37 protein-coding genes are annotated in these 26,762 nt (G+C 44.2%); 30 read left to right on the forward strand and 7 right to left on the reverse strand.

Translation table 11 applies throughout. The annotated features are described in order from the left end of the window. Positions 1-31: 31 nt before the first annotated feature. The 3 genes from NF865_RS01985 to NF865_RS01995 are packed head-to-tail and all read left to right on the forward strand — an operon-like array spanning position 32 to position 1,929. Complete coding sequence (locus NF865_RS01985; RefSeq protein WP_253305709.1) at positions 32-637, forward strand: acyltransferase; 606 nt, start codon at positions 32-34, stop codon at positions 635-637. A 30-nt stretch (positions 638-667) separates the two neighbouring features. Further along, positions 668-835: a hypothetical protein gene (locus tag NF865_RS01990; protein ID WP_253304954.1), complete on the forward strand. Its 168-nt coding sequence runs from the start codon at positions 668-670 to the stop codon at positions 833-835. After that, complete coding sequence (locus NF865_RS01995; RefSeq protein ID WP_253304955.1) at positions 832-1,929, forward strand: DegT/DnrJ/EryC1/StrS family aminotransferase; 1,098 nt, start codon at positions 832-834, stop codon at positions 1,927-1,929. The genes NF865_RS01990 and NF865_RS01995 overlap by 4 nt, the downstream gene beginning before the upstream one ends. 27 nt (positions 1,930-1,956) lie before the next feature. Here NF865_RS01995 and NF865_RS02000 read toward each other — a convergent pair whose 3' ends face one another. Further along, entirely contained in the window at positions 1,957-3,324 is a 1,368-nt protein-coding gene (locus tag NF865_RS02000; protein WP_253304956.1) for an ATP-binding protein, read from the reverse strand. A 146-nt stretch (positions 3,325-3,470) separates the two neighbouring features. Between NF865_RS02000 and NF865_RS02005 the strand changes: the two genes are divergently transcribed. Beyond that, entirely contained in the window at positions 3,471-4,421 is a 951-nt protein-coding gene (locus NF865_RS02005; protein ID WP_253304957.1) for a UDP-N-acetylglucosamine 3-dehydrogenase, read from the forward strand. A gap of 5 nt (positions 4,422-4,426) precedes the next feature. Beyond that, positions 4,427-7,174, forward strand: coding sequence for a nucleotide sugar dehydrogenase (locus tag NF865_RS02010; RefSeq protein ID WP_253304958.1), 2,748 nt, complete (start codon positions 4,427-4,429; stop codon positions 7,172-7,174). A 491-nt stretch (positions 7,175-7,665) separates the two neighbouring features. Here the strand turns inward: NF865_RS02010 and NF865_RS02015 are convergent, their stop codons facing one another. The 6 genes from NF865_RS02015 to NF865_RS02040 all read right to left on the reverse strand — a co-directional run bounded on the left by NF865_RS02015 (position 7,666) and on the right by NF865_RS02040 (position 10,124). Further along, a complete protein-coding gene (locus tag NF865_RS02015; protein ID WP_253304959.1) occupies positions 7,666-8,130 on the reverse strand; it encodes a putative toxin-antitoxin system toxin component, PIN family in 465 nt (154 codons plus the stop codon). Next, a complete protein-coding gene (locus tag NF865_RS02020) occupies positions 8,087-8,425 on the reverse strand; it encodes a ribbon-helix-helix domain-containing protein (protein WP_253304960.1) in 339 nt (112 codons plus the stop codon). Before NF865_RS02020 ends, NF865_RS02015 begins: the two co-directional genes overlap by 44 nt. A gap of 163 nt (positions 8,426-8,588) precedes the next feature. Further along, positions 8,589-8,966, reverse strand: coding sequence for an Hfq-like protein (locus NF865_RS02025; protein WP_253304961.1), 378 nt, complete (start codon positions 8,964-8,966; stop codon positions 8,589-8,591). A 90-nt stretch (positions 8,967-9,056) separates the two neighbouring features. Further along, on the reverse strand, positions 9,057-9,374 hold the full coding sequence (locus tag NF865_RS02030) for a hypothetical protein (protein ID WP_253304962.1): 318 nt from the start codon (positions 9,372-9,374) through the stop codon (positions 9,057-9,059). A gap of 124 nt (positions 9,375-9,498) precedes the next feature. After that, the gene (locus tag NF865_RS02035; protein ID WP_253304963.1) at positions 9,499-9,897 is read right to left on the reverse strand and encodes a type II toxin-antitoxin system VapC family toxin; all 399 of its coding nucleotides are present in this window, start codon (positions 9,895-9,897) and stop codon (positions 9,499-9,501) included. Next, positions 9,894-10,124, reverse strand: a complete 231-nt coding sequence (locus NF865_RS02040) for an AbrB/MazE/SpoVT family DNA-binding domain-containing protein (protein WP_253305710.1) — start codon at positions 10,122-10,124, stop codon at positions 9,894-9,896. The genes NF865_RS02035 and NF865_RS02040 overlap by 4 nt, the downstream gene beginning before the upstream one ends. Positions 10,125-10,438: 314 nt before the next feature. On the opposite strand from NF865_RS02040, the gene NF865_RS02045 reads away from it, so the two are divergent. The 25 genes from NF865_RS02045 to NF865_RS02160 all read left to right on the forward strand — a co-directional run bounded on the left by NF865_RS02045 (position 10,439) and on the right by NF865_RS02160 (position 26,623). Next, positions 10,439-10,807, forward strand: a complete 369-nt coding sequence (locus NF865_RS02045; RefSeq protein WP_253304964.1) for a hypothetical protein — start codon at positions 10,439-10,441, stop codon at positions 10,805-10,807. A gap of 588 nt (positions 10,808-11,395) precedes the next feature. Next, positions 11,396-11,845: a hypothetical protein gene (locus NF865_RS02050; protein WP_253304965.1), complete on the forward strand. Its 450-nt coding sequence runs from the start codon at positions 11,396-11,398 to the stop codon at positions 11,843-11,845. Between the two features lie 280 nt (positions 11,846-12,125). After that, on the forward strand, positions 12,126-12,353 hold the full coding sequence (locus NF865_RS02055) for a ribbon-helix-helix domain-containing protein (protein ID WP_253304966.1): 228 nt from the start codon (positions 12,126-12,128) through the stop codon (positions 12,351-12,353). A 24-nt stretch (positions 12,354-12,377) separates the two neighbouring features. Further along, the gene (sat, locus tag NF865_RS02060; RefSeq protein WP_253304967.1) at positions 12,378-13,517 is read left to right on the forward strand and encodes a sulfate adenylyltransferase; all 1,140 of its coding nucleotides are present in this window, start codon (positions 12,378-12,380) and stop codon (positions 13,515-13,517) included. A 45-nt stretch (positions 13,518-13,562) separates the two neighbouring features. Further along, positions 13,563-13,742, forward strand: a complete 180-nt coding sequence (locus tag NF865_RS02065) for an antitoxin family protein (RefSeq protein ID WP_253304968.1) — start codon at positions 13,563-13,565, stop codon at positions 13,740-13,742. Further along, on the forward strand, positions 13,739-14,218 hold the full coding sequence (locus NF865_RS02070; RefSeq protein WP_253304969.1) for a type II toxin-antitoxin system VapC family toxin: 480 nt from the start codon (positions 13,739-13,741) through the stop codon (positions 14,216-14,218). The genes NF865_RS02065 and NF865_RS02070 overlap by 4 nt, the downstream gene beginning before the upstream one ends. Further along, on the forward strand, positions 14,187-15,122 hold the full coding sequence (locus NF865_RS02075; RefSeq protein ID WP_253304970.1) for a DHH family phosphoesterase: 936 nt from the start codon (positions 14,187-14,189) through the stop codon (positions 15,120-15,122). Before NF865_RS02070 ends, NF865_RS02075 begins: the two co-directional genes overlap by 32 nt. Continuing rightward, the gene (locus NF865_RS02080) at positions 15,122-16,519 is read left to right on the forward strand and encodes an alkaline phosphatase family protein (protein WP_253305711.1); all 1,398 of its coding nucleotides are present in this window, start codon (positions 15,122-15,124) and stop codon (positions 16,517-16,519) included. Before NF865_RS02075 ends, NF865_RS02080 begins: the two co-directional genes overlap by 1 nt. Beyond that, positions 16,516-17,046 (forward strand): adenylyl-sulfate kinase, encoded by a 531-nt coding sequence (cysC, locus tag NF865_RS02085; RefSeq protein WP_253304971.1) that lies wholly within the window; start codon positions 16,516-16,518, stop codon positions 17,044-17,046. Before NF865_RS02080 ends, cysC begins: the two co-directional genes overlap by 4 nt. Before the next feature lie 14 nt (positions 17,047-17,060). Next, positions 17,061-17,807 carry a sulfite exporter TauE/SafE family protein gene (locus tag NF865_RS02090; RefSeq protein ID WP_253304972.1) on the forward strand — a complete coding sequence of 249 codons (747 nt, stop codon included), beginning with the start codon at positions 17,061-17,063 and terminating at the stop codon, positions 17,805-17,807. Positions 17,808-18,316: 509 nt separating this feature from the next. Then, positions 18,317-19,375, forward strand: a complete 1,059-nt coding sequence (locus tag NF865_RS02095; protein ID WP_253304973.1) for a glucose-1-phosphate thymidylyltransferase — start codon at positions 18,317-18,319, stop codon at positions 19,373-19,375. A gap of 9 nt (positions 19,376-19,384) precedes the next feature. Beyond that, complete coding sequence (gene rfbB / locus NF865_RS02100) at positions 19,385-20,386, forward strand: dTDP-glucose 4,6-dehydratase (RefSeq protein ID WP_253304974.1); 1,002 nt, start codon at positions 19,385-19,387, stop codon at positions 20,384-20,386. A 193-nt stretch (positions 20,387-20,579) separates the two neighbouring features. After that, positions 20,580-21,188, forward strand: coding sequence for an IS607 family transposase (locus tag NF865_RS02105; protein ID WP_253304975.1), 609 nt, complete (start codon positions 20,580-20,582; stop codon positions 21,186-21,188). After that, a complete protein-coding gene (locus NF865_RS02110) occupies positions 21,169-22,350 on the forward strand; it encodes an RNA-guided endonuclease InsQ/TnpB family protein (protein WP_253304976.1) in 1,182 nt (393 codons plus the stop codon). The genes NF865_RS02105 and NF865_RS02110 overlap by 20 nt, the downstream gene beginning before the upstream one ends. Positions 22,351-22,612: 262 nt before the next feature. Beyond that, complete coding sequence (locus NF865_RS10370; protein ID WP_301281860.1) at positions 22,613-22,747, forward strand: hypothetical protein; 135 nt, start codon at positions 22,613-22,615, stop codon at positions 22,745-22,747. An 84-nt stretch (positions 22,748-22,831) separates the two neighbouring features. Then, the gene (locus tag NF865_RS02115; RefSeq protein WP_253305712.1) at positions 22,832-23,038 is read left to right on the forward strand and encodes an antitoxin AF2212-like protein; all 207 of its coding nucleotides are present in this window, start codon (positions 22,832-22,834) and stop codon (positions 23,036-23,038) included. Continuing rightward, positions 23,013-23,570, forward strand: coding sequence for a dTDP-4-dehydrorhamnose 3,5-epimerase (rfbC, locus tag NF865_RS02120; RefSeq protein ID WP_253304977.1), 558 nt, complete (start codon positions 23,013-23,015; stop codon positions 23,568-23,570). Before NF865_RS02115 ends, rfbC begins: the two co-directional genes overlap by 26 nt. A 51-nt stretch (positions 23,571-23,621) precedes the next feature. Further along, complete coding sequence (gene vapB / locus NF865_RS02125; protein WP_253305713.1) at positions 23,622-23,843, forward strand: type II toxin-antitoxin system VapB family antitoxin; 222 nt, start codon at positions 23,622-23,624, stop codon at positions 23,841-23,843. Further along, positions 23,830-24,234 (forward strand): type II toxin-antitoxin system VapC family toxin, encoded by a 405-nt coding sequence (locus tag NF865_RS02130; RefSeq protein WP_253304978.1) that lies wholly within the window; start codon positions 23,830-23,832, stop codon positions 24,232-24,234. Before vapB (NF865_RS02125) ends, NF865_RS02130 begins: the two co-directional genes overlap by 14 nt. A gap of 24 nt (positions 24,235-24,258) precedes the next feature. Continuing rightward, positions 24,259-24,420 (forward strand): hypothetical protein, encoded by a 162-nt coding sequence (locus NF865_RS02135; RefSeq protein ID WP_253304979.1) that lies wholly within the window; start codon positions 24,259-24,261, stop codon positions 24,418-24,420. A 126-nt stretch (positions 24,421-24,546) separates the two neighbouring features. Continuing rightward, positions 24,547-24,693: a hypothetical protein gene (locus tag NF865_RS02140; RefSeq protein ID WP_253304980.1), complete on the forward strand. Its 147-nt coding sequence runs from the start codon at positions 24,547-24,549 to the stop codon at positions 24,691-24,693. Between the two features lie 47 nt (positions 24,694-24,740). Beyond that, positions 24,741-25,637, forward strand: a complete 897-nt coding sequence (gene rfbD / locus NF865_RS02145; protein WP_253304981.1) for a dTDP-4-dehydrorhamnose reductase — start codon at positions 24,741-24,743, stop codon at positions 25,635-25,637. A 43-nt stretch (positions 25,638-25,680) separates the two neighbouring features. Further along, positions 25,681-25,911 carry a type II toxin-antitoxin system VapB family antitoxin gene (gene vapB, locus NF865_RS02150; protein ID WP_253304982.1) on the forward strand — a complete coding sequence of 77 codons (231 nt, stop codon included), beginning with the start codon at positions 25,681-25,683 and terminating at the stop codon, positions 25,909-25,911. Beyond that, the gene (locus NF865_RS02155) at positions 25,898-26,314 is read left to right on the forward strand and encodes a type II toxin-antitoxin system VapC family toxin (RefSeq protein WP_253304983.1); all 417 of its coding nucleotides are present in this window, start codon (positions 25,898-25,900) and stop codon (positions 26,312-26,314) included. The genes vapB (NF865_RS02150) and NF865_RS02155 overlap by 14 nt, the downstream gene beginning before the upstream one ends. Positions 26,315-26,353: 39 nt before the next feature. Beyond that, positions 26,354-26,623, forward strand: coding sequence for a hypothetical protein (locus NF865_RS02160; RefSeq protein WP_253304984.1), 270 nt, complete (start codon positions 26,354-26,356; stop codon positions 26,621-26,623). The last annotated feature ends 139 nt before the right edge of the window (positions 26,624-26,762 follow it).

The following is a 26,762-nucleotide window of genomic DNA, read 5'->3' on the forward strand; positions in this document are numbered from 1 at the left end:
TTGAGTATTGTTTATAGATTTGGTGTCTCCAATGATTCAAAAATATTTCGTTCATCCCTTGGCCGTTGTGGAAGAAGGGACTGAAATCGGAGAAGGAACCAGAATATGGCACTTCGCCCATATAAGAAAAGGCGCTAAAATTGGGAAGAATTGCAATATTGGGAAAGATGTTTATATCGACGTGGGAGTCGAGATAGGCAACAACGTTAAAATTCAAAATGGCGTTAGCGTTTATCGTGGAGTAAAAGTCGAAGATGACGTCTTTCTCGGCCCGCACATGACCTTTACCAACGACCTCTATCCACGGGCGTTCAACGAGGACTGGGAAGTCGTGCCGACTTTAGTTAAAAAGGGAGCAAGCATAGGGGCCCACGCGACAATAGTTTGCGGCGTGACAATCGGCGAGTACGCAATGGTTGGCGCTGGGGCTGTTGTTACCAAAGACGTTCCACCATTCGGGCTGGTATTTGGAAACCCTGCCCGTTTGAAGGGCTTCGTCTGCTACTGCGGAAGGCCCCTCAAAGAAAAGGTGGGTGAGGATGAGGAGGGAATAATCTTTAAGTGCTCCCACTGCGGGAGAGAAGTGAAAATCAGAAAGGAGGATTATGAAAGATATCTCAGGGAGAAAGATTTGTGAGAGTGCTGAACAATGGATAGAGGTGAAAAGTTGGAGATTTCTAGTGAGGAGCTATTAAATCTACTTGGAGACGAGTTTAAGAAAAGGATAGAGGAAATTCCAGATGAAAAGTATGAGGAATATTACAGGAAAATTAAGGATGTTGAAATGAAAAGGACTCTCATGATATTTAAAGCAATTAAGGAGGAAGAAAAATGATTCCGATTGCTAAACCTTTGATTGGAGATGAAGAAATAAACGCTGTTATTGAGGTTTTGAAGAGCGGAATGCTTACAAGCGGAAAGGAAGTTGAGGCTTTTGAAAAAGAGTTCGCCCAATACTTGGGAGCAAAACATGCTATTGCAGTGACCAACGGTACAGCAGCTTTGGATGTTGCCTTAAAAGCCCTCAAAATCGGCCCCGGCGATGAAGTCATAACAACGCCCTTCACCTTCATAGCATCTGCAAACGCGATTCTATTCCAAGGAGCAAAGCCCGTTTTTGCAGACATAGATCCAAAGACGTTCAACCTCGACCCAAACGATGTTCTTGAGAAAATAACGGACAAAACGAAAGCCATAGTTGTCGTTCACCTCTACGGCCAGCCGGCCGATATGAAGGCATTCAAGGAAATTGCCGAGGACTACAAGCTTTATCTAATTGAGGACTGCGCCCAAGCCCACGGTGCAGAGTTTGAAGGCCAAAAGGTGGGGACCTTTGGCGACATTGCCGCGTTCAGCTTCTATCCCACAAAGAACATGACCACCGGCGAGGGCGGGATGGTCGTAACCAATAATGACGAGTTAGCCAGGAGGGCAGATTTAATTAGAAACCATGGCCAAGCGGAGAAGTACCTGCATGTGGAGCTCGGCTACAATCTAAGGATGACCAACATTGCTGCTGCAATCGGCAGGGCCCAGCTCAAAAAGCTCGATGCTTGGAACGAAAAGAGAATTGAGAATGCCAAACTGCTAAGCGAGGGCATAGAGAAAATCAAGGGATTAACACCACCCTATGTTGATCCTCGCGTAAAACACGTCTTCCACCAGTACGTGATTAGAGTTGAAGATGAGTTTCCGCTAAGCAGAGATGAGCTCATGGCAAAGCTCAGGGAGAAAGGAATCGGAACTGCGGTGCATTACCCAATGCCCGTCCATTGGCAACCTCTCTACCAGAAGCTCGGCTATCCAAAGGACATCTGTCCAAACGCAATCGAAGCCTCGAAGAGAGTGCTGAGCTTACCGGTGCATCCAGCCGTCAGCGAGGAGGACATAGCTTATATAATAACCATCCTTGAAGAGCTTTCTTCTTGATACCTTTTTCATTTTGCCATGTTTTTCTCAGGCTTCAAAGTCCTTCAAATCCCACACCAGAAAACCCTTCTCTTCTAATTCTTCTTTATTCTCGACTCTTTTTGCCACCAATCCATAGTTTTTCTCCCACCCATCTAGCCCCACAGCTTCAGCCTTGCCCTCCAAGTTTTCCAAGATTTCTAGGGCTTTTTTCTCACTCAGCTCCTTCCACTTGGCTTCAACAAAAAGGGCCTTCTTTTCTCTCTTGCTCAGTGCAACAATGTCGATCTCCTCCCCCTTGTGCCACCAGCGGCCGATCTTTGTGAACTTGAACGGTAACCTCCCTTCGCGATTGAGCCCTATTAAAAACTGCTTTGCTATTTCTTCGAAAGCAAAGCCTACATACTGGTTGAAGTCCCGCCTGAACTCCTCAATGGCCCCATCTGGAAAACCACTCTCGATTTCCTCGAAATAGGGTGCCACAAAACGGAACCAGAAAGCAAAGTAGAGGTCTCTGAAGCGGTAAATCCCTCTCTTTGCCTTTCTTGCCACAGGGAGTTCCCTCTTTAGTATCCCCAAGTCCTCGAGTATCCTCAGATAGCGGGCCGTGTTTTTAGGCTCGATAAAAGAGTGCTGGGCTATCTCATTGACGCGTGTTTTCCCTTCAGCTACCGCCTCAAGTATTGTGTAGTATGTCTCCGGCTCCCTGAACTCCTCCTCTAAGAGCTCTTTGGCTTCTCTGAATAGAAATGCATTTGGATCAAAGAAGTTCTTTTCAATTTCCTTTTCTGCATTTTCGCCTTCAAAGAGCTCAAGATATCTTGGAACGCCAGAAGTTACTGCATAAATCTTCACGGCTTCCTCTGGATTTATACCCTCAAACCACTCAAAGAGGTGTTTAAACTTTAAGGGCTGGAGGTTAAGGGTTGCATCACTTCTCCCATAGAGTGGACTTGAGTAATCGAAGAAGCTCCTCTTCAGAAGGCCAACGGATGAAGCTGATAGGACGAGCATTATATTACTGTCGGCCAAAATTTCGTCCACTATACTCTGGAATTCGGCCTCGACTTCAGAATACCGGAGCAGGTAGGAAAATTCGTCGAGGAAGACTATAAGCCTCTCTCTTGCCTGTGAGCCTATGAAACGGAAAGCATCTGAGAAGGTTGAAAAGTTTGGCACAGGGATGCCAAAGTACCTTCCTATCGCCCTGTTGAGTTTTGTAAGGTTATATTCCCAGACCCTCTTCTCAAATTGGACTGCTATTGCGTTCTTGTTTGTTAAGAACTCCCTCACGAGCCTGCTTTTACCTATCCTTCTTCTACCGGTAACAAGCACAAGAGTGAAGCCTTTCCTATTGTAAAGTTTCTCAAGGGTTTCGAGTTCTTCTTTCCGGTTTACAAATTTTCGAATCTTCATAATATAATCTTGAGTCGAAATTATATAAAAAAGTTTTGCCGTTCAAAGGGGATGTAACTTTTAAAATTCCCGAAGTCCATATGTTTATATATCCTAAAACTTCAACTTCAAAAAAGAACATCAAGGGTTCGTGAAAGGTGGTCAAGATGCTTCGAGTTGGAGTAGTCGGCGTTGGGAACATGGGCTTCCATCATGCGAGGATTTATTCGGAATTAGCGAAAGAAGGAAAGATTGAACTCGTTGGAGTTGCTGACGCAAACTTAGAGCGAGCCAAAGAGGTTGCTTCCCAATTCAGAACAAAGGCTTTTGGAGATTACAGGGAGCTTGTAAAAGAGGGAATAGACGCCGTTAGCATTGCCGTTCCAACTTCTCTCCACAAAAAGGTTGCTCTGGAGTTTATTGAAAACGGTGTTAGCGTTTTGGTGGAGAAGCCCATTGCGGAGAGCATCGAGAGTGCCCAGGAGATAATAAGGGCTGCAAAAAAGAATGATGTCACTTTAATGGTCGGGCATGTGGAGAGGTTTAATCCGGCGGTACTAAAGCTGAAGGAGAGCATAAGCAACGGACTTCTGGGTAAGATAGTTACAATGAACGCCAAAAGGGTCGGGCCCATGGTTGTTAGGATAGCCGATGTGGGCGTAATAATTGATCTGGCCGTTCATGACATCGATGTTATGAGCTTTCTTGCGGATTCCAAGGTAAAAGAAGTGTATGCGAAAGCGAGAAATGTAAAGCATCCATCTGGAGTTGACGATTACGCTCTCATACTCTTAAGCTTTAAGCACAATGTCGATGGTATCATAGAGACCAACCGCTTAACGCCCCATAAGACGAGAACCCTAAACGTCGTGGGCACTGAGGGCATAGCTTACCTCGACTACATCAACCAGACGTTGCAGATATACGATGAAAAATGGGTCAGGAAGGCCAAGATTCAAAAGCAAGAGCCCTTGAGAATCGAGATTGAACACTTCATTAACTGCGTGGTCAACAAAGAGAGACCACTAGTGAGTGGAGAAGACGGGTTGCATGCACTTGAAGTTGCAGTTAAAGCCCTCGAAAGTGCAAATAAAGACGAGGTAGTAAAACTAAGGTGATTAAAATGAAGCTTATCGGCTTAAATAGAGATGAAGTTAAGCAAGCTTTTAAAGAGGGTAAAGTTACGATAGCGGTTTACGGTCTCGGTAAGATGGGCCTTCCACTGGCGGCAGTTTTTGCGGAACATGGAGCCAATGTCATAGGCGTCGACATCAATGAAAAAGTTGTTGAAATGATAAACAATGGAGAAAACCACATTAAAGAGGAACCCGGCCTGTCCGAGCTGGTCGAGAGGAACGTAAAGGCTGGAAGGCTAAAGGCCACGACTGATGGCGTCTGGGCTGCCAAGCAGACGGATGTTATGATTATCCTTGTCCCAACGCTAACCGATGATAGGGGCAACTTAAAGCTTGAGCCAGTTTATGATGTGGCGAGAAAGATCGCAAAAGGTCTTAAAAAGGGAGATATAGTGATTACTGAAGCAACGATGCCTCCAGGGACGACGGAGAGCTTGGTTCCGATTTTAGAGGAGAGCGGCCTCAAGCTTGGTGAGTTCGGACTAGCACATGCTCCCGAGAGGACAATGACCGGAACCGCAATTAGGGACATCACTGGCCAGTATCCTAAAATAGTAGGAGCGAGTGATGAGAAAACACTGGAAGCTGTTATCGGCATATACGAGACAATTAACAAAAAAGGCGTTATTCCGATGAGCTCCATAAAAGCTGCCGAAGCTGTTAAGGTCTTTGAAGGAGTGTACAGAGATGTCAACATTGCTTTGGCAAATGAGCTGGCATTATGGTGCGAGGAGCACGGCTTGGATGCCTTGGAAGTTTTTGAGGCAGCCAATACCCAGCCCTATTGTCACCTCCATATGCCCGGTGCCGGCGTTGGAGGCCATTGCTTTGCAAGAGATGAGTTTGTGTTCCTAGAGAAGGATGGTATAGAGCCGTTGACTGTTGAAGAGCTCTTCGAGCTCATAGAAGGAAATCTTGAGGAGAAAGAGGGAGTTCTAATAAAAGTTCCCTCGAAAGAATACTATATACTGTCCTTTGATCCTATTTCCAAGAGACCCATTTTTAAGAGAGTAACACTCGCCACTAAGAGAAAGCTGAAGCCTGGAGAAAGGGTTCTCGAGATAAGAACAAAAACCGGAAGACGCGTCAAGCTCACTGAGAATCATATAGTGTGGGTTTATGAGCATGGAAAGTTCGTGCAGAAACTTGCCAAAGAACTAAAACAAGGGGACAAGATGGCGATAGTTATGGAATTACCTAGCAAGGAAACTCCTGAGGTTCTTAATGTCCTGTCAATTCTCTCCAGAAATCCCCATGGCTATAGAGTAAAGTTCCCAGAGATACCTTCTGAAGCTAGAGCAATTCTTCATTCAAGCCTCGCTCCACAGTCGTACGACTACGTGAGAGATTCGTACATACCGCTCAAGTACTATGACGAGTTCAAAGGTGTACTCCCAGAGCCAAGTGCCATAGCTAGCGGCAGAGAACCTAGTTATTTAGAATTTCCTCCGAAAATTGAAATCAATGAAGATTTTGCAACCCTTCTAGGATACTATCTCTCGGAAGGGTGCTTAACAGAAGATAGCTCCTCCAGGATAAGATTCTCGTTCAATGCTGGAGAAAGGGATTATATAGAGGAAGTAAAGGAAATCCTAAAAAAGATTGGCATACGCTACTCGGAATATACCCAAGCCAGTGTTCATTATATCAAGGTCTCGTCAAGGGCCTTTGGAGAGCTTCTCAAATTCCTTGAAACGGGTGTAAATTCATATGACGCCAAAGTACCAGGGTTTATCTTATACAATAAAGCCCTTCAAAAAGCCATTCTTAGGGGGATAATAAACGGAGATGGAAGTGTCGTCGTATACGAAGGAAAACGTAAGATAAGAAAGGATGGTAAGGAATATACTATAGATATGATAAGCGCGACCATTGAAATTGCAACGGCAAGTGACAAACTTGCACAGCAACTCTTCCTCATGCTTCAGAATCTCGGTGTTGTTCCCTCCTACAAGAAGAACGGAAAAGTTCATATATTACGCATTTTTGGACCAGATAACCTTGAGAAGCTTAGAGAAGTTGTAAGCGGTGAGAAAAAGGAAAAGCTTGAATACTATTTGAACAACATAAGGAAACGTGAGAAGAGCTCAACTTTCAAACATACGGGAAGCTTTGCACTCGTTGAGGTCAAGGAAATAAAACCAGTCGAATATAATGACTATGTGTATTCTTTCGAAGTGGAAGATACAAGCACTATCGTTACGACATCTGGCCTTATAGTTCACAACTGCATTCCTATCTACCCTTGGTTCGTCATAAATCTGGCCAAAAAGATGAATCCCAGGCTTATTAAAACTGCCAGGGAGATAAACGATTTCATGCCCTACCATGTTGTTGAGTTAACAGTTAAGGGCTTAAATGAAGTAGGAAAGCCGTTGAATGGAAGCAACGTCCTCGTGCTCGGGCTTACTTTTAGGGGCGGTGTTAGGGAGTTCACGAAGAGCCCAGCGATTCCGATTATCAAAGAGCTCAAGGGGTGGGGAGCAAAAGTTTATGCCTACGACCCGCTGTGCACTCCCGAAGATGCGAAGCGCTTTGGCGCAGAATGGAAGGAGGACTTCAAAGACGTCGATGCAATAGTTATAGTGACTGACCACAAAGAGTTCAGGTCATTGAACCTAGAAGAAGTTGCAAAGCAAGTGAAGAGCAAAGTGATAATTGACGGCAGAAACGTTTTGGATTCCGAGAAAGCGGAAAAACTTGGGTTTGTATACTTGAGAGTTGGAAGGGTTTAGCTCTTGTTTTATTTTTCCCAATCCTATAACGAGAGTGAGGGGCACCGCGTGATCAGAGGCCTCAGTGAAGTTTCGCTCTGAGGCAGGGCTCATACCTTCACCCACAAACCTCACGACTCTGGGTAAGCCGTGAGATCTATGGTTAGGTATGAACTCTGGATCAGGGTGAAGCTTTCGCTTCGGTCCCTTCTCACACAGTACCCCTCAATACATAATAGACTTTAAAGTATATAAAGTTTGTTGTTTGATAATGTTTGACTAAACCTAGTTTTGGTTTGAAATTATACCCAAAAATTTCTTTGTAAAAACAAACTGGATATTTAGAAAGAGCAAACTATTAACCTCCTTTGTCAAAGGCTTATTTGAACACGCTGATAAATCCACTTCAAAGGTACAAGCTCACCATTATGGAGGGGAAGAAACTTTTAGAGAGCCCATAAAAAGGAGAACCAATGAGTGAGTATTGGATTTTCGAAGGATGCAATCACTCTTTATAGTTCTTGAAGGAACTCCTCAGGCCTGAGGATCTTTATTTTGTACTCAAGAATCTTGACTTCTTTGTTCTCATCTCTCATATCCAAGAGATCCTTGTCAAGGGTTACGATGCAATCGGCCTTAGCTTCATATGCGATCTCCAGAAATTTGTTGTCTTTTGGGTCTCTGCAGAGGGCAACACGCGTCCTTGGGTTTACGAGAATAACTGAGCTGTTAACAAAAAGATACGTTAGAATGAGTACTTCACTCCCGCCCTTGAGGAGCTTTGTAACCTTCTCGCTAAAAAGAACGTCATAAAGTTCATTCATCGCTTCCTCCGAGGAGTACGCTTTAAATTTTTTGGCATACATGGCTTTCAGCACTTTTGCTGGTGCAGCTTTAGGGTCTCCAAGTACTGATGATATTATAACGCTTGTATCAACCACTGCCTTCCTGAGTTTCTTTTTCTGTTCTTCTTTCATTGAGGACATCCCCCAGCACTTTAAGGATTTCCTCCTCAGAAAGCCGGGGGCTTGCCTTCTCCAATAGTTCAAAGTACTTGTCAATTAATTCTGGAGTTATTTCAAGCTTGATGCTGGAGAGGTATTTTCTTACCGTCTCTTGGAGGGCATAATTAATGAAATCGCTTTTATCTTTGAAGAGCCCAAGGTCTACCAGGAGGTTAATAGCCTTGATAACGTTTTCGGGTGCCCTCACACTAACATGTACCGTGCGTTTGGTGGAGGGCTTCTTCTTTCCGGCCTTTAATACTTCCATTACTCTCACCTTCCCATCTCTGTGTTACATATGTATCACAACACTATAAATAGTTTTTGGTTATTGACTTGTATAAAAAGGACTTAACTGAACAAACTGCTCCCAAAAATGAGGTGTGGAAAAAATTCTTTGAGGTCTTCTAGAGTTAATGAGGGGCTCTAACTCATTTATCCTCCAACAGCTCAATGAAGGCAACGGCCCCTTTGTTTATTAGTATTCTACGGCCATCTTCGGTCTTTAAAGTGATAAAGTACGGGTCCTTGGGCACGAATAAGCCCATAAACATGTCCCCAGTGATGAGCTTGATTTTTACCTTCTTTTCCTTAACGTTTTCTCCTTCTTCCTTGTCGCCCTTATTACCGCTTTCACGGACGTCTGCTTCTTTAGTAAAAGCTCGTTCTTTCCCAGAAGAATGATAATGAACTTCATCGGAATGATCTTGCTGAATATGGGTCTCTATAAGCTTCTTTGACATCGACTTAAACCCGCAAACCGGGCACTCCCACATGCCCGTATCCGAATCAAACCTCAGCTCTATCATCCCAAACACCTCTCTGCCCGCTTCTGAATTATTTTTTGATAAATAACTTGTCATAATAATGTTTTTGGCTTGAACACTAAGGCCCAAAAGTCAAACCTCTCTCAAAACTTTCAGGATTTCGTCAAAGATTCCTTCAACACTTCCGGGCTCGAATTCAATGACTTTTTCAGGGCGTAGGAGAGGCAATATGTCTTCCGTGACGGTCTTCCAGGGCTCTTTCATGCTTGAAAGTACTGTTATCGCTTTTTTATAGTCTTCTCCTTTGAATATCGCCGCCTTACTTGGCGCAACTGCAACCACAACATCAGAGTCAAGAGAATTAGCAGTTGGCGCCGCGAAGTTGTTGTAAGACTCCACAAACGTCAGCTCGTGGTTCCTCTTAATATAGCTCAAGCACTCGTCGGCCATTTTCCTGGATTCTAAAAGCAATTTGTCAACGCTCTCAACATCTAGGGGCTTCAAGTTGACTATGGAGATCAGCCTCTCAGCTTCCTTCCCCGCCCTCCAGGGAGAGGCTTGAGAAAAGAATAGGTTAGTGTTTTGCGAGTTTCATGAACTCTTCTGGAGTGTATACTTTGCTGTACCATTCAAAGTGCTTTTTGTTGTACGTTACTAAGGGGGCGTCGAGTTTTACTGCCAATGCTCCAATCATGTAGTCTCTTGCATTTTTTCTAAAGTCCCATCTGCCCCAAACTGCCTTCACTGTTTCTATTGCACATTCCTTGTCAAATCCCAAAACTTCAATCCCAATACTGCGGAATAACGTCTCAACAGCGCTTTTTCCCTCTTCAACACTCCCAAGTTTTTTAGACTGGTGGTAAAGGTACTCGGTGTAAACAACTGCACTTGTCACTGGATAGTATGGCGAATCCTTGAGCCAAAGCAGAAACTTCCAGTTGTGGAAAACGTTTGTATCAAGGACGACCTTCATTCATGGGCCTCCTTGAACACCTTGCTCAGTCCCTCTCTCATTTCATCCACAGTCTTGTCAATGTCCTTTGAAAGCTCTGCCATCTCCCTAACAAAGTCTTCGAGACGTTTGATGATGTATCCTTCCTTTGTTTTAACGAACACTATTTCATCCCCAGCCTTTATTCCAAGGGCTTCCCTTACTTCCTTGGGGATGGTAACTTGGTACTTCCTCGTTACACTTACCATTACAACCACCAATAAAGTATTACTATCTTCACATTATAAATGTTGCTGGTTTTGTTTCAAAGGGCATTTGGAATAAAAGAGTGAGAATAGCGTGTGCAGGGGAGGAGAGCTGCATACGCTCAAATAGCAATAGCTGCCTTGGAGAATACAAAAAAGCTCAAGGATAGTTGAAGTTTGAGGTTCTTTTAACAAAACAGGTTCATTCCCTTTTAATCTTAAACATTTTAAGGTCTCATAACAAGAGTGAGAAGCGCCGGGTACACCGAAAGCTTTAATCTTTCTTTGTTTTTACATCACTTCGGTGACTCTTTTTGATGTACATTACTGCGGATGTTTTGGAGGAACTTTTGGAGAGGGCAAAGTTTTCATTGATCCTCTTGACTTCAGGCGCAGAGGTTCTAGAACTTTTCGTAGTATTCAAAGAAGGCAAACCCCGTGGCCTGCTTGGCTTCGGGAAATCGGCCGAGAAAGAAGAGTTAAAACTGCTCTCGAAAAGGCTAGAGGTTCCTGCGTGGATTGTACAACGAAGGAAAGGGAAATATGTCATGACAAACATCGATACTGGGGAGAAGATAGTACTAGAAGAGAATGAAGTCGATGCTTTCATAGATCTTGTATTTTTAGGTTTTTGTTTTTATTTTTCATGTTACGCGTACAGATCACTATTGGCGTTTGGGGGCTGAAGCGATGAGGACTTCTGTTGACTACTATTCCTCTTCCTCACTTTTCCTACACCCCATAGGATATCTCCCACGAAAAGTTCATAGAACTTAATGATTTGCTTCTTTTTTGAGAGAGCAATTACCACTTCCTTAACTCGATAGCAATCTATGTTATCCTCCAAGTACCCGAACTCATTACAAAACTCGCGGACAAATTACATGACGATAGCAAATGCTCTCAAGATCTTCCAAGACATCGTCGTACATTTTCTCTTTTATCTTCCGCAAGTTTATAGGCTTATCACCAACTCCTGAGAAAATACTTCCCTTTACAGCTTTTCGAAAATCTCTGCACATATGGATAATGGCTCCCTACTAAGGATTCCATCCGATAGCCTAATTCCTAGTGTTATCTTCTGGCCAAGGTGTGTTTCGAGCGTCTCGTAAAATAGTACAATTCTTTTCTCCAGAACCTCCAAACGTATTTTCTATGTCACAGTTCCTACCATGGAAGCCATCACAACTTAACTGAGTATAATTGAATAAATATTTCTCAGATAATAGCTAGTTTTATTTAATCCTATTAGAAGTAATAAGTAGGTGGTAGGTATGCACAAAGTCGGTCTCTGGATATCGCCCTTCCACCCCTCCTTACTTGAGGAGGCCACTGGGCTGTTTTTCACTAAGAAGCGACGACAAATTGCAGTAAAGCTCTGGAAGTGGTTCGCAGAAAACTCGATTGCCCACCTAACGGAGATTATAAGATTTGCCGTTGAACTTACCGACAATCGTGAGCTGGTTGAGTACTACACGAGGTTGATTATTGAGGTGGAGGATCCGTGGTCTTATGAGGGAATGCTCGAAATCAAGGGGAGACTCCTCGAGAAGGCCACGGAACTGGGTGTGAACCTTAAAAAAGTGTTAGACGATGTAGAGTATGCTATTGGCGTTATGAAAGTGCTGGGAGTTCTTTTCGAGTCTGATGAGATCCTAGTGTACAATCCAAGCGGACTGGTACGATTTCTAAGGAAAATTGCCCAAGAAATTGAAAGGGGCTGAGCTCTCCCCTCTTTGTTTTTTAGTTTTAGTGTCGAGATAATTGGGCCATCACCTCTTGAAGCCATTGGGTAAAAAGGTTTTAAAGAATGAACCCAGCCAGTATATTATGGTTTCAGTCCTCATGATCCCCCTTTCTTTTCTGAAGTGTTGCCAGCAACTGAAGTCTGACATCCCCTGCTTATCATGACAGTATTCTTTGAGCTTTTAGGCAAACATTTATAAGGCTTAACTAAGTTTAATTAAATGTAATTAAATGCCATTGAAATTGGAGGTGTTTGCGATGGATGAAGAGAGGAAATACACAACTGTTTCAATCCCAAAGCCTCTATATGAGAAGATAAAGAAGAGAATCGAGGGGACAGGGTTTACTTCAGTTTCAGATTACGTTACCTATGTGCTAAGAGAGGTTTTGGCGAGCCTCGAAGAGGAGGAGAAGGAAGAAGTCTTTACCGAGGAAGAAGAGGAGAAGGTCAAGGAGCGCCTTAGGGCCCTCGGCTACCTCGACTGATCTCTCAATTTTTAGGTGATATGTATGGTCTCCAAGCCACACGGTGGAAAGCTGATTAGGAGAATAGCCGCCCCCAAGACAAGGGATAGGATTTTGAGCGAGCAGCATGAGTATCCTTCTGTTCAAATCGACCATGGAAGGGCCATAGATTTAGAGAACATCGCCCACGGCGTTTATTCTCCTTTAAAGGGGTTTTTAACGAGGGACGATTTTGAGAGCGTTCTGCACCACATGCGCCTCAGCGACGACACCCCTTGGACGATTCCAATAGTTCTGGACGTTGAGAAGCCGGACTTTGAAGAGGGCGATGCGATTCTGCTTTACTATGAGGATATTCCAATAGCGAGGATGCACGTTGAGGAGATATACACCTATGACAAGAAGGAATTTGCCCAGAACGTTTTCAAGACAACCGACCCAGAGCATCCTGGGGTTGCAAGGGTATATTCAATGAAGGACTACCTCGTCGGCGGTGAGATTGAGCTCCTCAACGAGCTTCCAAATCCATTTGCCAAATACACATTGAGGCCAATCGAAACGAGGGTTCTTTTCAAGGAGCGCGGCTGGAAGACGATAGTTGCCTTCCAGACTAGAAACGTTCCCCACCTCGGCCACGAGTACGTGCAGAAGGCAGCACTAACTTTCGTCGACGGCCTCTTCATAAACCCCGTTCTGGGCAGAAAGAAGAAGGGCGACTACAAGGACGAGGTCATAATCAAAGCTTATGAGGTCCTTTTTGAGCACTACTACCCGAAGGACGCGGCCACTTTGGCCACTGTTAGGTACGAGATGCGCTACGCCGGGCCGAGGGAAGCGATCCACCACGCCATAATGAGGAAGAACTTCGGTGCAACTCACTTCATCGTCGGAAGGGACCACGCGGGAGTTGGCGACTATTACGGGCCTTACGAGGCATGGGATCTCTTCGACGAGTTCCCGGACTTGGGAATAACTCCAATGTTCATAAAGGAGTCCTTCTACTGCAGGAAGTGCGGCGGAATGGTCAACGCAAAGATATGCCCGCACGACAAGGAGTTCCACGTAAGAATAAGCGGCACGAAGCTTAGGAAGATGATAATGGCTGGAGAGCAGCCGCCAGAATACATGATGAGGCCTGAGGTCTTCGAAGTAATAAAGAACTTCGAGAACCCGTTTGTGGAGTGAGCAAATGTTATATCTTTCCTTTACAATTCTTTACTGGTGAGCTAGATGGAGGAGATTGAGGTCGTCTACGAGAATGGGGTGTTCAAACCTCTCAAGAAAGTGAAACTTAAGGAGGGCACCCATGGGAAAGTGATAGTGAAGATGGGAATAGCAGATGTTATAGAGAACTTCAGCAGGAAAGTGAAGAAGGATGCCTTACAGGAGTTTCTGGAGGAGAGGAGATGATCGTAGTAGACACCTCTGTGTTTATTGACGCACTCTTTGAATACAAAAAAGATAGAACCGAGATAGCCAAAAACTTTTTCAGAAAAATTCAAGAGAAAAATATCTCTATTGTAGAGCCAGACGTATTTAAGATAGAACTTATAGGACAACTAGTTAGGAGAATGCCAAAAGAAGAAGCAATGACGGTGTATGAATTAATTATTGAGAATGTAGAAATTAGCGAGACAAATAAGCTTAAAGAAGTGTCTTTTGGAATAGCTTTTCAAACTGGATGCAGAGCGATAGATTCATTTTACATTGCAATTTCTCATTCAACGAATAGCCTCCTCGTATCAAATGACAAGTTCCAAGTTGAAAGTGCAAGGAAGTACGGCGTTAAAGCGTTTTATCTTTTAGAAGAGTTCGATCAACTTGAGAGGATCTTAAATAAGAGCGGTGATCAAAGTGAACCTGATAATTCACCATTGGGACACTGACGGCATAACTTCAACAGCACTCCTCGTCAAAGCTTTAGAGTTAAAGGAGTTTATAAATTTGAGCCCCCCAATCGGGGAGTTCCGCTTTGATGAAAGGATTAGAAGAGAGATTGAAAAGGCAAATAGGCTTTACGTTTTGGATCTAAACCTGCCCCATGAAGTTGAGGGCATAGACAAGGAGACCATTTTCATTGACCACCACATCCAGCCTAGGATAATGAATCCAATGGTTAAGCAGATAAACCCCGCCCTCGAAGGAAACGAAGCTCCTTCGGCTTCTTTCGTTGTTTCGGAGTATTTTAACGTCTGGAACGCATGGAGTGCCCTCGGTGTCGTTGGAGACATTGGTGAGAAGGCCTTTGAAATTCCAAGGGTTCATCAGCTTTTAGAGAGGGAAAGGCTCACAAGGGAGGAGGCACTTAAGATAGTCGAGCTTATCGATTCGAACTACATAGCAATGGACAGAGAAAGTGTAGAGAAGGCTCCCAAGGTTCTCCTTGAAAACCACGTAAAGGAGCTTCTGAGCTATGAGCCCTGGCTAAAGAAAGCCGAGGCGATAGAGAAAGCCCTAAAAGATGCCTTAGCGAATGCAGAGGTCAAAAACGGGGTTGCCTTCATAGAGTTCAAGAGCCCCTTCAACATAATCTCCAAGGTAGCTAGGAAAGCCGTCTGGGAGCTCGGCTACAGAGGATCATTGGTGGTTAACAGGGACTTTCACGGAAAGGCCCAGGTTTACTTTAGGATTTCCCCAGATATGGCCGAGGAAGTTAATATGTCCGAGATAATAGCCGAGCTTAAAGGGAAAGGCTTCAACGCGGGGGGCAAAAGGGAAGTTTTAGGATGCATATGCGAGAGAGATAAAATCGGAGAAGTTTTGGAGATAATTAAAGATCATCTGAGGTGATTGGAGTGGAAGAGGTTAAGAAGGTCTTTGTCATTGGGCTTGATTCAGCCCCACCAGAGCTTTTGTTCGGAAAGCTTCTAGACGATTTACCCAACATAAAGTGGCTCGTTGAGAGGTCTATTTACGGGCCTATGCAGAGCACGATCCCAGCGATTACGATCCCGGCCTGGATGGTAATGGCGACAGGCAAAACGCCCGGAGAGCTTGGGTTGTATGGCTTCAGGCACAGAAAAGCGGGAGCATACAACGACATCTGGATAGCCCATTCTCTGATGGTAAAGGAAAAGGCCGTTTGGCATTACATAGCTGAAAAGGGCAAAAAGTCAATCCTAGTTGGAGTTCCCCCAAGCTACCCGCCGAGGAAGATAAACGGTTATCTCGTCAGCTGCTTCATTACTCCCGATGCTTCCGTTGACTACACCTATCCGAAGGAGCTTAAGAACGAGATAGAGAAGCTTGTTGGCGAGTACATCTTCGATGTGGTCTTTAGGAAGGAGAACAGGGACGAGGTCAAGGAACAGCTCTGGGAGATGACGAGGAAGAGATTTGAGGTTATTCGATACTTAATCCAAGAGAAGGAGTGGGACTACTTCCAGTTCGTAGAAATAGGCCTCGACAGGGTTCACCATGCATTCTGGAAGTACTTCGACGAGAACCACCACCTTTACCCGGGCGATGACAACCCCTACAAAAACGTCATTCCCAATTACTACAAGCTCCTAGATGAGGAGATAGGAAAAACACTGAAGTTGCTCGATTTGGACGAGACCGCTATAATGATAGTCTCCGACCACGGTATAAAGGCAATGAAAGGTGCATTCGCAATAAACCAGTGGCTCATTGAAGAGGGCTTATTGAAGATCAAGAATCCAGAAATATTGAAAGAAGGAAGGCAGGTCAGGTTCAACGAGCTCGATGTTGATTGGAGCAGGACGATTGCCTGGGCATGGGGAGGCTACTACTCTAGGGTGTTCTTAAACGTTAAGGGAAGGGAGCCTCAGGGAGTAGTTAAGCCTGAGGAATACGAGAAAGTTAGAGACGAAGTGGCAGAGCTTATAAAAACAATTAGAGGGCCGAACGGAGAGAAGTGGGACACCAAGGTCTTCTATCCCGAAGAGATTTACCCTGTTGCCAGAGGGAACAAGCCAGACATGATGGTCTACCTTGACGACCTGAACTGGAGGGCCGCTGGAACTCTAGGCTACGAGACGCCCTACCTATTGGAGAACGACTTAGGGCCAGATGATGCCGTACATGCCGAATATGGAGTTTTCTCACTCTATTTGCCGGGAATGGAAGAAGGAAAGAGAACACAGCTTACTATTTACGACTTCGCTCCTACAGTTCTCAAGCTCTTTGGAATGGAAAAGCCGCTTAGGGGGAGGAGTGTAATATGAGCGAAGAGGGATTTACAATATGGCTTACTGGGCCAAGCGGGGCCGGGAAGACCGTGTTAGCTCACGCCCTCAAGAAGAAGCTCAAGTCAATGGGCTACAAGGTTGAGATCCTTGATGGAGACGTTATAAGGAAGACCCTCTATCCAGATCTTGGCTTCTCGAAGGAAGCCAGAGAAATGCACAATCGCATTGTAATTCATATGGCCAAGCTTTTGAGCAGGAACGGGGTCATAACAATAGTTTCCCTGATTTCACCTTACAGAGCGGTTAGGGAGTACGCGAGGAAGGAAATAGGGAGATTCATGGAAGTGTACGTGTATGCACCGCTAGAAGTGAGAATTCAGAGGGATCCTAAGGGGCTATATGCAAAGGCCATGCGCGGTGAAATAAAAGGCTTGACTGGCTACGACGGAGTCTACGAGGAGCCGGAGAACCCAGAAGTCAAAGTTGACAGCTCAAAGATGACACCCGAGGAAGAGGTCGAAGCAGTCTTAAAGAAAGCTAAGGAACTGGGCTACCTAAAATAACGAGGGAGTGAAAAGTGCATCCAGTTGTTTTTATCTTTCTCGGCTTTCTTGTTGGGGCTTTAGTGGGCCTCACCGGGATGGGCGGTGGGGCTTTAATGACTCCTTCCCTGATTTTCCTTGGGGTAGAGCCGATTATAGCCGTTGGGACTGATCTTCTATATGCGACTGTTACAAAGGTTTTCGGCGTTCTATTCCACCAGAGGAAGAACAAAATCAGGGTCGATATTACCTCGAGACTTATCATTGGGGGCTTGCCGGCAATTTTGTTGGGAAGCTTTTTGTTGAGGAGCATTGATAAGGCGCTTTTGAACGAGTATCTAACTCTCTTCTTGGGCGCTGTGCTGTTGGTTACATCTACGTTGAGGCTGGTTAGGGGAGAGATTAACCTCCCGATAAGGCCGAGAATGGAGTATCTGTACCTTTTGGGCTTTGTTGTTGGGTTAACAGTTCAGTTCACCTCTGTTGGGGCCGGAGTCATTGTGAGCTTTGCCCTTGTGAACCTTGCCAAAGTAAATCCTCACGAGGTCGTTGGAGTCACAATAGCTTATGGTCTAGCTTTATCTTCCTTGAGCTTCATGAACTACGCTTTCTTAAATAGTGTGGATTATTCCCTAGCATTGCTTTTGATACTTGGAACGATTCCAGGCGTTTATTTTGGGACTAGCCTAAACACAAAGGCCGATAAAGACGTGCTTAAGAAGGTTATCAACGTGGCGATTCTAATCATTGGGGCTTTGATACTGGCTGAGAGGGTGTTTTAATGTTTTTTAAATTCAATAGGAGAGGTCTTTGTTTTGAATTTTCACTCCATTTACGAATCTATCTCTGGTTTCGGATTTTTACTGTTAAGTACCGTAAACCCGAAAGACTTAACGGTATCGTAAAGTTTTATGGTTAACGGTACTTAACGGTAGGTACCGACGCTCTTTTTGATTTTGGTTGTTGGTTAGGTTTAAGTTTAGTGTTTTTGAATAATTTTCTGGTGATCGTCAGTTTCGGGGGGTGAGTAAGGGTTATCTGGATTCTTATGCTGCTTCGGCGTCGGTTTTTGCCTTGTGTCAAGCAATGAGTCCGGAATTAGCTCTGAGCTTATTGTTAACCTGGATGTTCACAACCAACAACTAACAGGAAAAGAGCGGTGTTCTGTTTCTGCTTAATAGAGCTTTGTCAAAAATTTACTACTAACCTGCTGAGCGAGTGTTTTAGAGCCTTACAGTTATGTACCAAAAATTTTTATTGCAGAAAGTGTAGTGAAGAGAGGTGAAATAATATGAAAGCTCTCATCCTTTCTGGTGGTCACGGCACGAGATTGAGGCCTCTAACTTATTCACAGCAGAAGCAGCTTATACCAGTTGCGAATAAGCCCGTCCTATTCTATGCCATTGAGGACGTTATCGAAGCGGGAATCCGCGATATTGGCATAATAGTTGGGCCAAACAAGGAGCAGGTTATTGAGACCGTAAAAAGCGTTGATTGGGACGCTAACATAGAGTTCATTTACCAAGGCGAGCCAAAAGGGTTGGCCCATGCTATCTTAGTCGCGAGGGAGTATCTCGGTGATGATGATTTCGTTATGTACTTGGGCGACAACATACTCAGAGAAGGTATTGTAAGGCATTTGGAGCACTTCAAGAAGGGCAACTTCGATGCGAGCATTCTTCTCTGTGAGGTTCCGAACCCCCAGCAGTTCGGTGTTGCTGAATTAAGCGAAGACGGCAAGACGATTAAGCGCTTGGTTGAGAAGCCCAAAGTCCCCCCGAGCAACTTGGCTTTAGTGGGGATTTACTTCTTCAAGCCGATTATTCATGAGGCCGTGAAACACTTGAAGCCCTCGTGGCGTGGCGAGCTTGAGATTACCGATGCTATTCAATGGCTTATTGACCACGGCTATAAAGTCGGGTGGACCAAGGTTACAGGCTGGTGGAAAGACACTGGAAAGCCCGAGGATATTTTGGATGCAAATAGGCTGATTTTGGACGACATAAAGACCAGCATTAAATTGGAAACCAAGGCGAGGATCCATGGAAGGGTAATAATTGAAGAGGGAACCCAAATTGACGAGAACACCGTAATAAAGGGCCCTGCCGTGATTGGCAAGAACTGTATAATTAGGAATGCATACATCGGGCCTTACACGAGCATTGGAAACAACTGCATTATTGAAAACACCGAGATCGAGGACTCTATAATCTTGCCGGAGAGCGAGATAAGGGACGCCGGAAGGATAGTTGAAAGCCTTATTGGAAGGGGAGTGAAGATTCTTAAGGGCAACAGCCGCCCGTTTGGCAGGAAGCTTGTCGTTGGCGATAACTCTAGGATAATCCTTTGAGGTGAAAATATGAAGCTCTTGGTAACAGGCGGTGCAGGATTTATAGGGAGCAACTTCATCCGCTATGTTTTAGAGAAGCACAAGGACTGGGAAGTAATAAACTTAGACAAGCTCGGCTACGGTTCAAACCCGGCAAACCTGAAGGATGTCGAGGACGACCCAAGGTATACTTTCATTAAGGGAGATATAAACGACTTTGAGCTTGTTTCAAAGCTAATAAAGGAAGTTGATGCCGTTGTGAACTTCGCTTCTGAGACACATGTCGACAGGAGCATTTCAAATCCCTACGCCTTCATTGAAAGCAACGTTCTCGGGGTTTACACTATTCTTGAGGCAATAAGGAAAGAAAACCCCGAGGTTCGCCTAGTTCACATCAGTAGCGACGAGGTCCATGGAGACATACTCGAGGGCTCTTTCACCGAAGAGGACAGGCTAATGCCTTCTTCGCCCTACTCTGCTAGCAAGGCCGCTGGAGATATGCTCGTCCTCGGCTGGGCTAGGACTTACAAGTTGAACGCCTCAATAACGAGGTGTACGAACAACTATGGCCCATATCAGTTCCCGGAGAAGCTCATCCCAAAGACTATAATAAGAGCTAGCATGGGACTAAAGATACCTATCTACGGCACTGGCCAAAATGTTAGGGACTGGATTTATGTTGGGGACCACGTGAGGGCCGTTGAAGCGGTTTTGCTCAAGGGCGAGCCAAGGGAGATATACAATATTTCAGCCGGAGAGGAGAAGACGAACCTTGAAGTTGTTAAGACGATATTAAAGCTAATGGGCAAAGATGAAGACATGATAGAGTTCGTAGAGGATAGGCCAGGTCATGATTTGAGGTACTCCCTTGACTCGTGGAAGATAATGAGGGACTTGAAGTGGCGTCCAAAAGTTAGCTTTGAAGAGGGAATCAAGAAGACAGTCAAGTGGTATTTGAACAACGAGTGGTGGTGGAAGCCTTTAGTCGATGAGAAAGTCCTCCACCCGACGCCGTGGAAGCTGAGGTGGTAGTGAGCCAGACAAAAACATAGGAGAAAGTTTATTTAGCCCTTAGGCATGATTGATTATCTGAGGAGTGGAATATGAGAAGCAAGTACAAAAAGATTGAGTTCGAGTTCAAGCTTCCCGATGGGCTGTTTAATAGATAGCAACTAGCGAAACATTTAAATACTTTCCACACATAACCACGATTAGAGGAGAAATAATGAGGCTTTATAGAACTGGTGAGGTTGCCAAAAGGCTTGGAGTTTCAACAATGACAGTACGGCGTTGGATTAAAGCAGGAAAAATAAAAGCATACCAAATTGGGAGAGAGTTTAGGATTCCAGAAAGCGAAGTTCTGAGACTTCTTGAAGGTAAACTTCCTGACAAAGTTGTTATTTACGCTAGAGTTTCAAGCAGAGACCAAAAAGAAGACCTTGAAAGACAGGTAGAATACCTCAAAAACTACTGCTCCACCAAAGGATACCAAGTGACAAAAATCCTCACGGACATTTCATCAGGCTTGAATGAAAACAGGAAGGGCTTGAAAAAGCTTTTTAAACTCGTGGAAAGCGGGGAGATAACCAAAGTGGTAATAACATACAGGGATAGACTCACACGCTTTGGCTTCAAGTACCTCGAACAATACTTCAACTCCCACGGTGTTGAAATCGAAGTCATTTTTGATGATGAAGAAAAAACTCCAGAGAAAGAACTCGTAGAAGACTTGCTGGCTATTGTAACTTCCTTCGCTGGAAAGCTTTATGGGATGCGCTCTCACAAGAAAAAGCGCCTCGTCGAGGCGGTAAAGAATGCCCTCAGAGACGATTAAACTCACTGCAAAATTTAAACTCAAGGAAACCCCTAAAGGATTAGATGACCTCTTTTCTGTTTACCGTGAAATAGTGAATTTTCTAATCTCATACGCTCACGAGAACAACATAACCAGCTTCTACAGGCTCAAAAAGGAAACCTACAAAAGCCTACGTGAAAGATACCCAGAACTACCGAGCCACTACATTTACACGGCTTGTCAGATGGCTACCGCAGTTTACAAAAGCTACAGGAAGAGAAAGAGGAAAGGAAAAGCTAATGGAAAGCCTGTTTTCAAAAAAGAAGTTGTCATGCTGGATGATCACTTGTTCAAACTCAACCTTGAAAAGGGAGTAGTGAAAGTTTCCACTTCAAAAGGGAGAATACAGTTAGAGTTCCATCCAGCCAAGTATCACGAGAAATTCAGGGACTGGAAGGTTGGGCAGGCGTGGTTAGTCAGAACGCCGAAGGGTGTTTTCCTAAACGTTGTCTTCTCGAAAGAGGTTGAAGTTAGAGCGCCTAAAGCATTTGTTGGCATTGACTTGAACGAGAACAATGTTACGCTCTCTCTTCCAAATGGGGAGTTCGTTCAAATCATCACGCACGAGCGGGAGATTAGGACGGGCTACTTCCTGAAGAGGAGAAAAATTCAGCGGAAGATTAGGAGTGGGAAGAAAAGAAAGGAACTTCTCGAAAAATACGGCGAAAGAGAAAGGAACAGGCTGAACGACCTTTATCATAAGCTGGCAAACAAAATAGTGGAATTGGCTGAAAAATACGGTGGCATTGCTCTTGAGGATTTGACTGAGATTAGGGAGTCAATTAGGTATTCTGCCGTAATGAATGGCAGGCTTCACAGGTGGAGTTTTCGCAAACTCCAGTCAATCATTGAGTATAAGGCTAAACTGAAGGGTGTTATGGTCGTTTTCGTTAATCCCGCTCATACTTCTTCCCTGTGCCCGGTATGTGGGGGGAAGTTAAGCCCGAATGGGCACAGGGTCTTGAAGTGTTTGAACTGTGGTTTTGAAGCCGATAGGGACGTTGTTGGGAGTTGGAATATCTCTTTGAGGGCCCTGAAGATGTGGGGTGTAACCGTTCCCCCCGAAAGCCCTCCGATGAAGACGGGAGGAGGGAAGGTTATCCGCTACGATAGTTTCACATGTTTTAAAAGTAGCGGATAACCAGAACGGTAAACATTGAGGAGATTAAAAAGGGGATCAGGCAGATTATTTTGAAATGTCTTAAAGAAGAAGGATTGAGTGAAGAAGACCTCGAAAAAGTCAAGATAAACATCGAGCTGGTGGAAGAAGAATAAAGGACTTAAAAGTTGAGGTTATTCTTCCAAGTAAGGTAAAGAAAAGAAGAATCAGTAAGGAGATAAAGGAATATATTGAAGCGGTCAAAGCTGCGGAGAAGCTGAACGAACTCCTCGATGAGGTGGATTTGGATGAAATCGAAAAGGAAGACGAGGAATTCAGAAAAAAGTTTAAGCTCACGTGGAGGGGAGCTTTAGGCGAGCTAAGGAGCAAGTACTCCTCAGTGGAGCTTCAGCACAAGGCCCTTGAATGGTTGGATTAATATCCTGCCTCGATTCTCTACCCCCAACCATTTTGGCCGAGAGATTTAAATGGAAGTGCCCTAAAACATGTAATGGTGAGAAGAATGCCAATCATCGTTGAAGCTGTTTATGAGAATGGGGTCCTCAAGCCCTTAAAGAAACTAAAGCTGAAAGACGGTCAAAAAGTCAGGATCAAAGTTGAGTTGGATGTATCCAAGTATTACGGACTCGAAAGAATTAAAAGAACTTGGAGGAGAGACCCAATTTTCTTAAAAGGTGATAACAATGCCCTTCGAGTTCAAGAGGCTTGAGATTCCCGATGTTATTTTAATCAAGCCAAAGGTCTTCGAAGACGAGAGGGGCTTCTTCATGGAAACTTACAAAAAGCCCGATTTTGAAAGGGCTGGCATAAAGGGGGACTTTATTCAGGACAACCACTCAAAGTCCAAGTATGGTGTTCTTAGAGGTTTGCACTTCCAGCGCGAGCCTTATGCTCAAGCAAAGATCGTGAGATGCATTAGGGGAGTAATCTACGATGTTGCCGTTGATTTGAGGAAGGATTCGCCAACTTTTGGCAAATACGTTGGCGTTATCCTTTCCGAGCACAACAAGTGGCAACTCTACATCCCTAGGGGCTTTGCCCACGGCTTCGTGGTGTTAAGTGACGTTGCGGAGGTCGTTTACAAGGTCGATAACGTTTATGCTCCCGAGTATGAGGGAGGCATAATATGGAATGACCCAGATATAGGTATAGACTGGCCCATTGACGAGCCGATAGTTTCAGAGAAGGATAGGAAGTGGCCGACGTTAAAGGAGCTTATTGAGAGAGGAGAGGTGTTTTGAATACGAAACGTTTATATTTTTGTAATACGATAATGTATTCGGGTGTTGTTTATGGAGGTTGTCAGCTTCCGGATTCCCCCCGAACTTAAGAGGAAGATGAAAAAGGTTGACATTAACTGGAGTGAGGAGGTTAGAAAATTCATTGAAGCCAAAGTTAAAGAATACATGAGAGAGAAGGCATTAGAGGAAATTGATGCGATGCTCGCAAGCTTGCCGGAAGCTGAAAGGGGAACTGCAAAAAAGTACGTGAGGGATGACCGTGATAGCAATTGACGCATCTTCCCTCGCCAAGTACATCCTGAGGGAGAAGAACTGGAAGGAGGTTAGAGGGTATCTCCTGAATGACCCGCATTCCCTGACACTGGCTTTGGCTGAGGTTTCAAACGCCATCTGGAAGCACCATGTGCTCTACGGAGTAGTATCGGACAAAGAAGCTGAAATAATGTTCAAAGCCCTGAAAAGGCTTAAAGAGGACGTTGTAATTTTTGAGCCGTTTGAGAGCTACCTTGAGGATGCTATGAGGATATCAATTAAGGAGAGAATTCCAATTTACGATGCACTTTACCTATCTCAGGCGAAGAAGTACGACAGCCTTTTAACGAGCGATGAAAGGCAGTGGGAAATTGCAAAAAAGCTTGGAATCAAAGCGGAGTACGTTGGATAGTGTATTTTAAGGATAGTGAAAAACATGGGCAAAATTATAATCACGATTGATGTCCCAGACGGCATGGAGGACGTCGTTAAGTCCCTCTTGGAGAAGGAGGCAAAGTTGATTAATGAAAAGGCTTTCAAGAGCCGATTTCAGGAAGACGTTTGGGATTTTAAAGGGAAAGAGGAAAAGCATCGGTGAGATTGAGGCTGATATTTATGAGGAGTGGGAAGTTTAGGTCTTCATAAACAGTAATGCACGCTCCTCCGTACTCCACAACCTTTTTATCTTTCTACATCTAAAGAAAATTAAGAGGAGAGAATTCCCATGGCAGAGACTAAGATTAGATGTCCAAAATGGGCCCTTTTTGAGAGGGCCAAGCAAGAGGTCGGACTAACTGAGGAAGATTTGGAGGTACTGGAGAGAATAAAGGAAAAGACATGGAAGGAAAGAAAGAAAAAATACGGATTGTGATTGATACCAATACTCTGAAATAAATGGTTACTACTTGGTGGTTTACCATGAGAGTGGCTATAATCGGGGCGAACGGACAGCTAGGAAGTGATTTGGTTGAAGTCTTTGGGAAGGACTCTTCCTTTGAAGTTATTCCATTAACTCATGCCGACCTTGACGTTACCGTTCCCGAGACTTTAAAGATTTTGAAGGAGCTCAAGCCAGATGTTATAATTAACACGGCAGCTTATGTTAGGGTTGACGATGCTGAGCTCTACCCTGAGAAGGCATTTCAAGTTAATGCCATAGGAGCCTTGAACGTTGCGAGGGTTGCGAGCGAAATAGATGCAGTTAATGTTTACATCAGCACGGATTATGTTTTTGACGGAAGCAAAGGAGAACCCTACACCGAGGAAGATGTACCAAACCCAATAAATGTTTACGGCTTGAGCAAGTGCGCTGGTGAAATTTTTACGAAGAATTACTACAAAAAGCACTACATCGTTAGAGTTGCAAGTCTTTACGGAAAGGCCGGGGCGAGCGGGAAGGGCGGAAACTTCGTCGAGTTCATGATTCAAAAGGCCAAGAGAGGAGAAGAGATTAGAGTAGTGGATGACCAATTCATGAGCCCGACCTACACGAAGGACGTTGCAAGGACTTTGAAGAAGTTTTTGGAGTTGAGGCCGGAGTTTGGCGTCTACCACATGGTGAACGAAGGCTTCTGCTCGTGGTACGAATTCACAAAGGCGATATTTGAGATTCTAGGGTGGGATGTTGAGGTTAAGCCGATAAAGTCAAGCGAGCTCAAAAGATTAGCGAAGAGGCCGAGGTTTTCGGCGTTGAAGAATAAGAGGCTTGAAGAGCTCGGCTTAAAGATGAGGCCTTGGAAAGAGGCTTTGGAGGAATATTTGAAGGAGCACAATTCCCAAAGTGTAAGATATAAAAAGAAAAGTAAGCATGCATAATGTTTATATATCTGCACTACAAATATCTCCTTAGGTGAATTACATGGGAAATGTTATTAGTATTCGCGTACCGCCGGAAATTAAGCATGAAATGGATAAGTTAAAAGGTGAGATCAACTGGAGCAAGGAGATTAGGGAATTCATAAAAAAGAGGATTAAAGAATACAAAAAGAGAAAAGCCCTCCAAGAGGTTATAGCTTACATCCAAACCTTGCCCGAGGCACCAAAAGGAACGGCACAAAAGTTGGTGAGGGAGGATCGTGATAGTCATTGACTCCTCAGCTTTTTCAAAGTTTTTATTAAAGGAAGAGAACTGGGAAAAAGTAATCCCTTACTTAGATCCCTGCTTAGAGCCACATGCCGTAGATATGTTGATCATTGAGACGACGAATGTGATATGGAAGTACATGAAAAAGTACAGGCTAATAACGAGAGAACAAGCCATAGGACTTTACGAGCAGATGAGAAAACTCATAGAAGAGGAAGTGGTAATATTAGAGCCAAGTGAGAAATATTTACGGGAAGCTTTGGAAATTGCCGTAGGTTATGACATTCCCATTTATGACAGCTTATTTTTAGCACAGGCAAGAAATTTAAAGGCTAAACTGATTACAAGTGATAAAAGACAAAGGGATGTGGCGAGAGAAATTGGGCTGGGAATAGTGTACATAGAATAACCTACATAACCTTAGTATTATTGTAATTTGGTGGGTTTTATGGAAGTCGTGATTTCCAAGAAAGATCTCAAAACTTACGAAAAGCTGAAGCTTATATCCGAGATTGCTCCAATTAGAGAGAGAATCAAAATGTTTGAACGCAAATATAACTGTTCATTAGAGGAGTTTGAAAAAAGACTCAAAGAAGAAGAGGAAGACTTTGAGGCTTGGGATGATTATATTGAGTGGAGGGCATATGTTAAAACATTTAAGGAACTAAAGAAAAAGCTGAAGGAGATTGAGGATGCTCAGGGAGTTAGAATCGCTTGAAAAGAGCAGAATAGTTGCTAAGTTTTTCTTCACCATAAGCACACTGATAGACATGAAATAACACTTGAAGATGTTCTCAGGGTAATAGAAAACGAAATTAGGGAAAGAGATGCAAAAAAGGTAATCTCATGAGTGAGCG

It is taken from the genome of Thermococcus aggregans (genome assembly GCF_024022995.1).
GTDB lineage: Archaea > Methanobacteriota_B > Thermococci > Thermococcales > Thermococcaceae > Thermococcus_A > Thermococcus_A aggregans.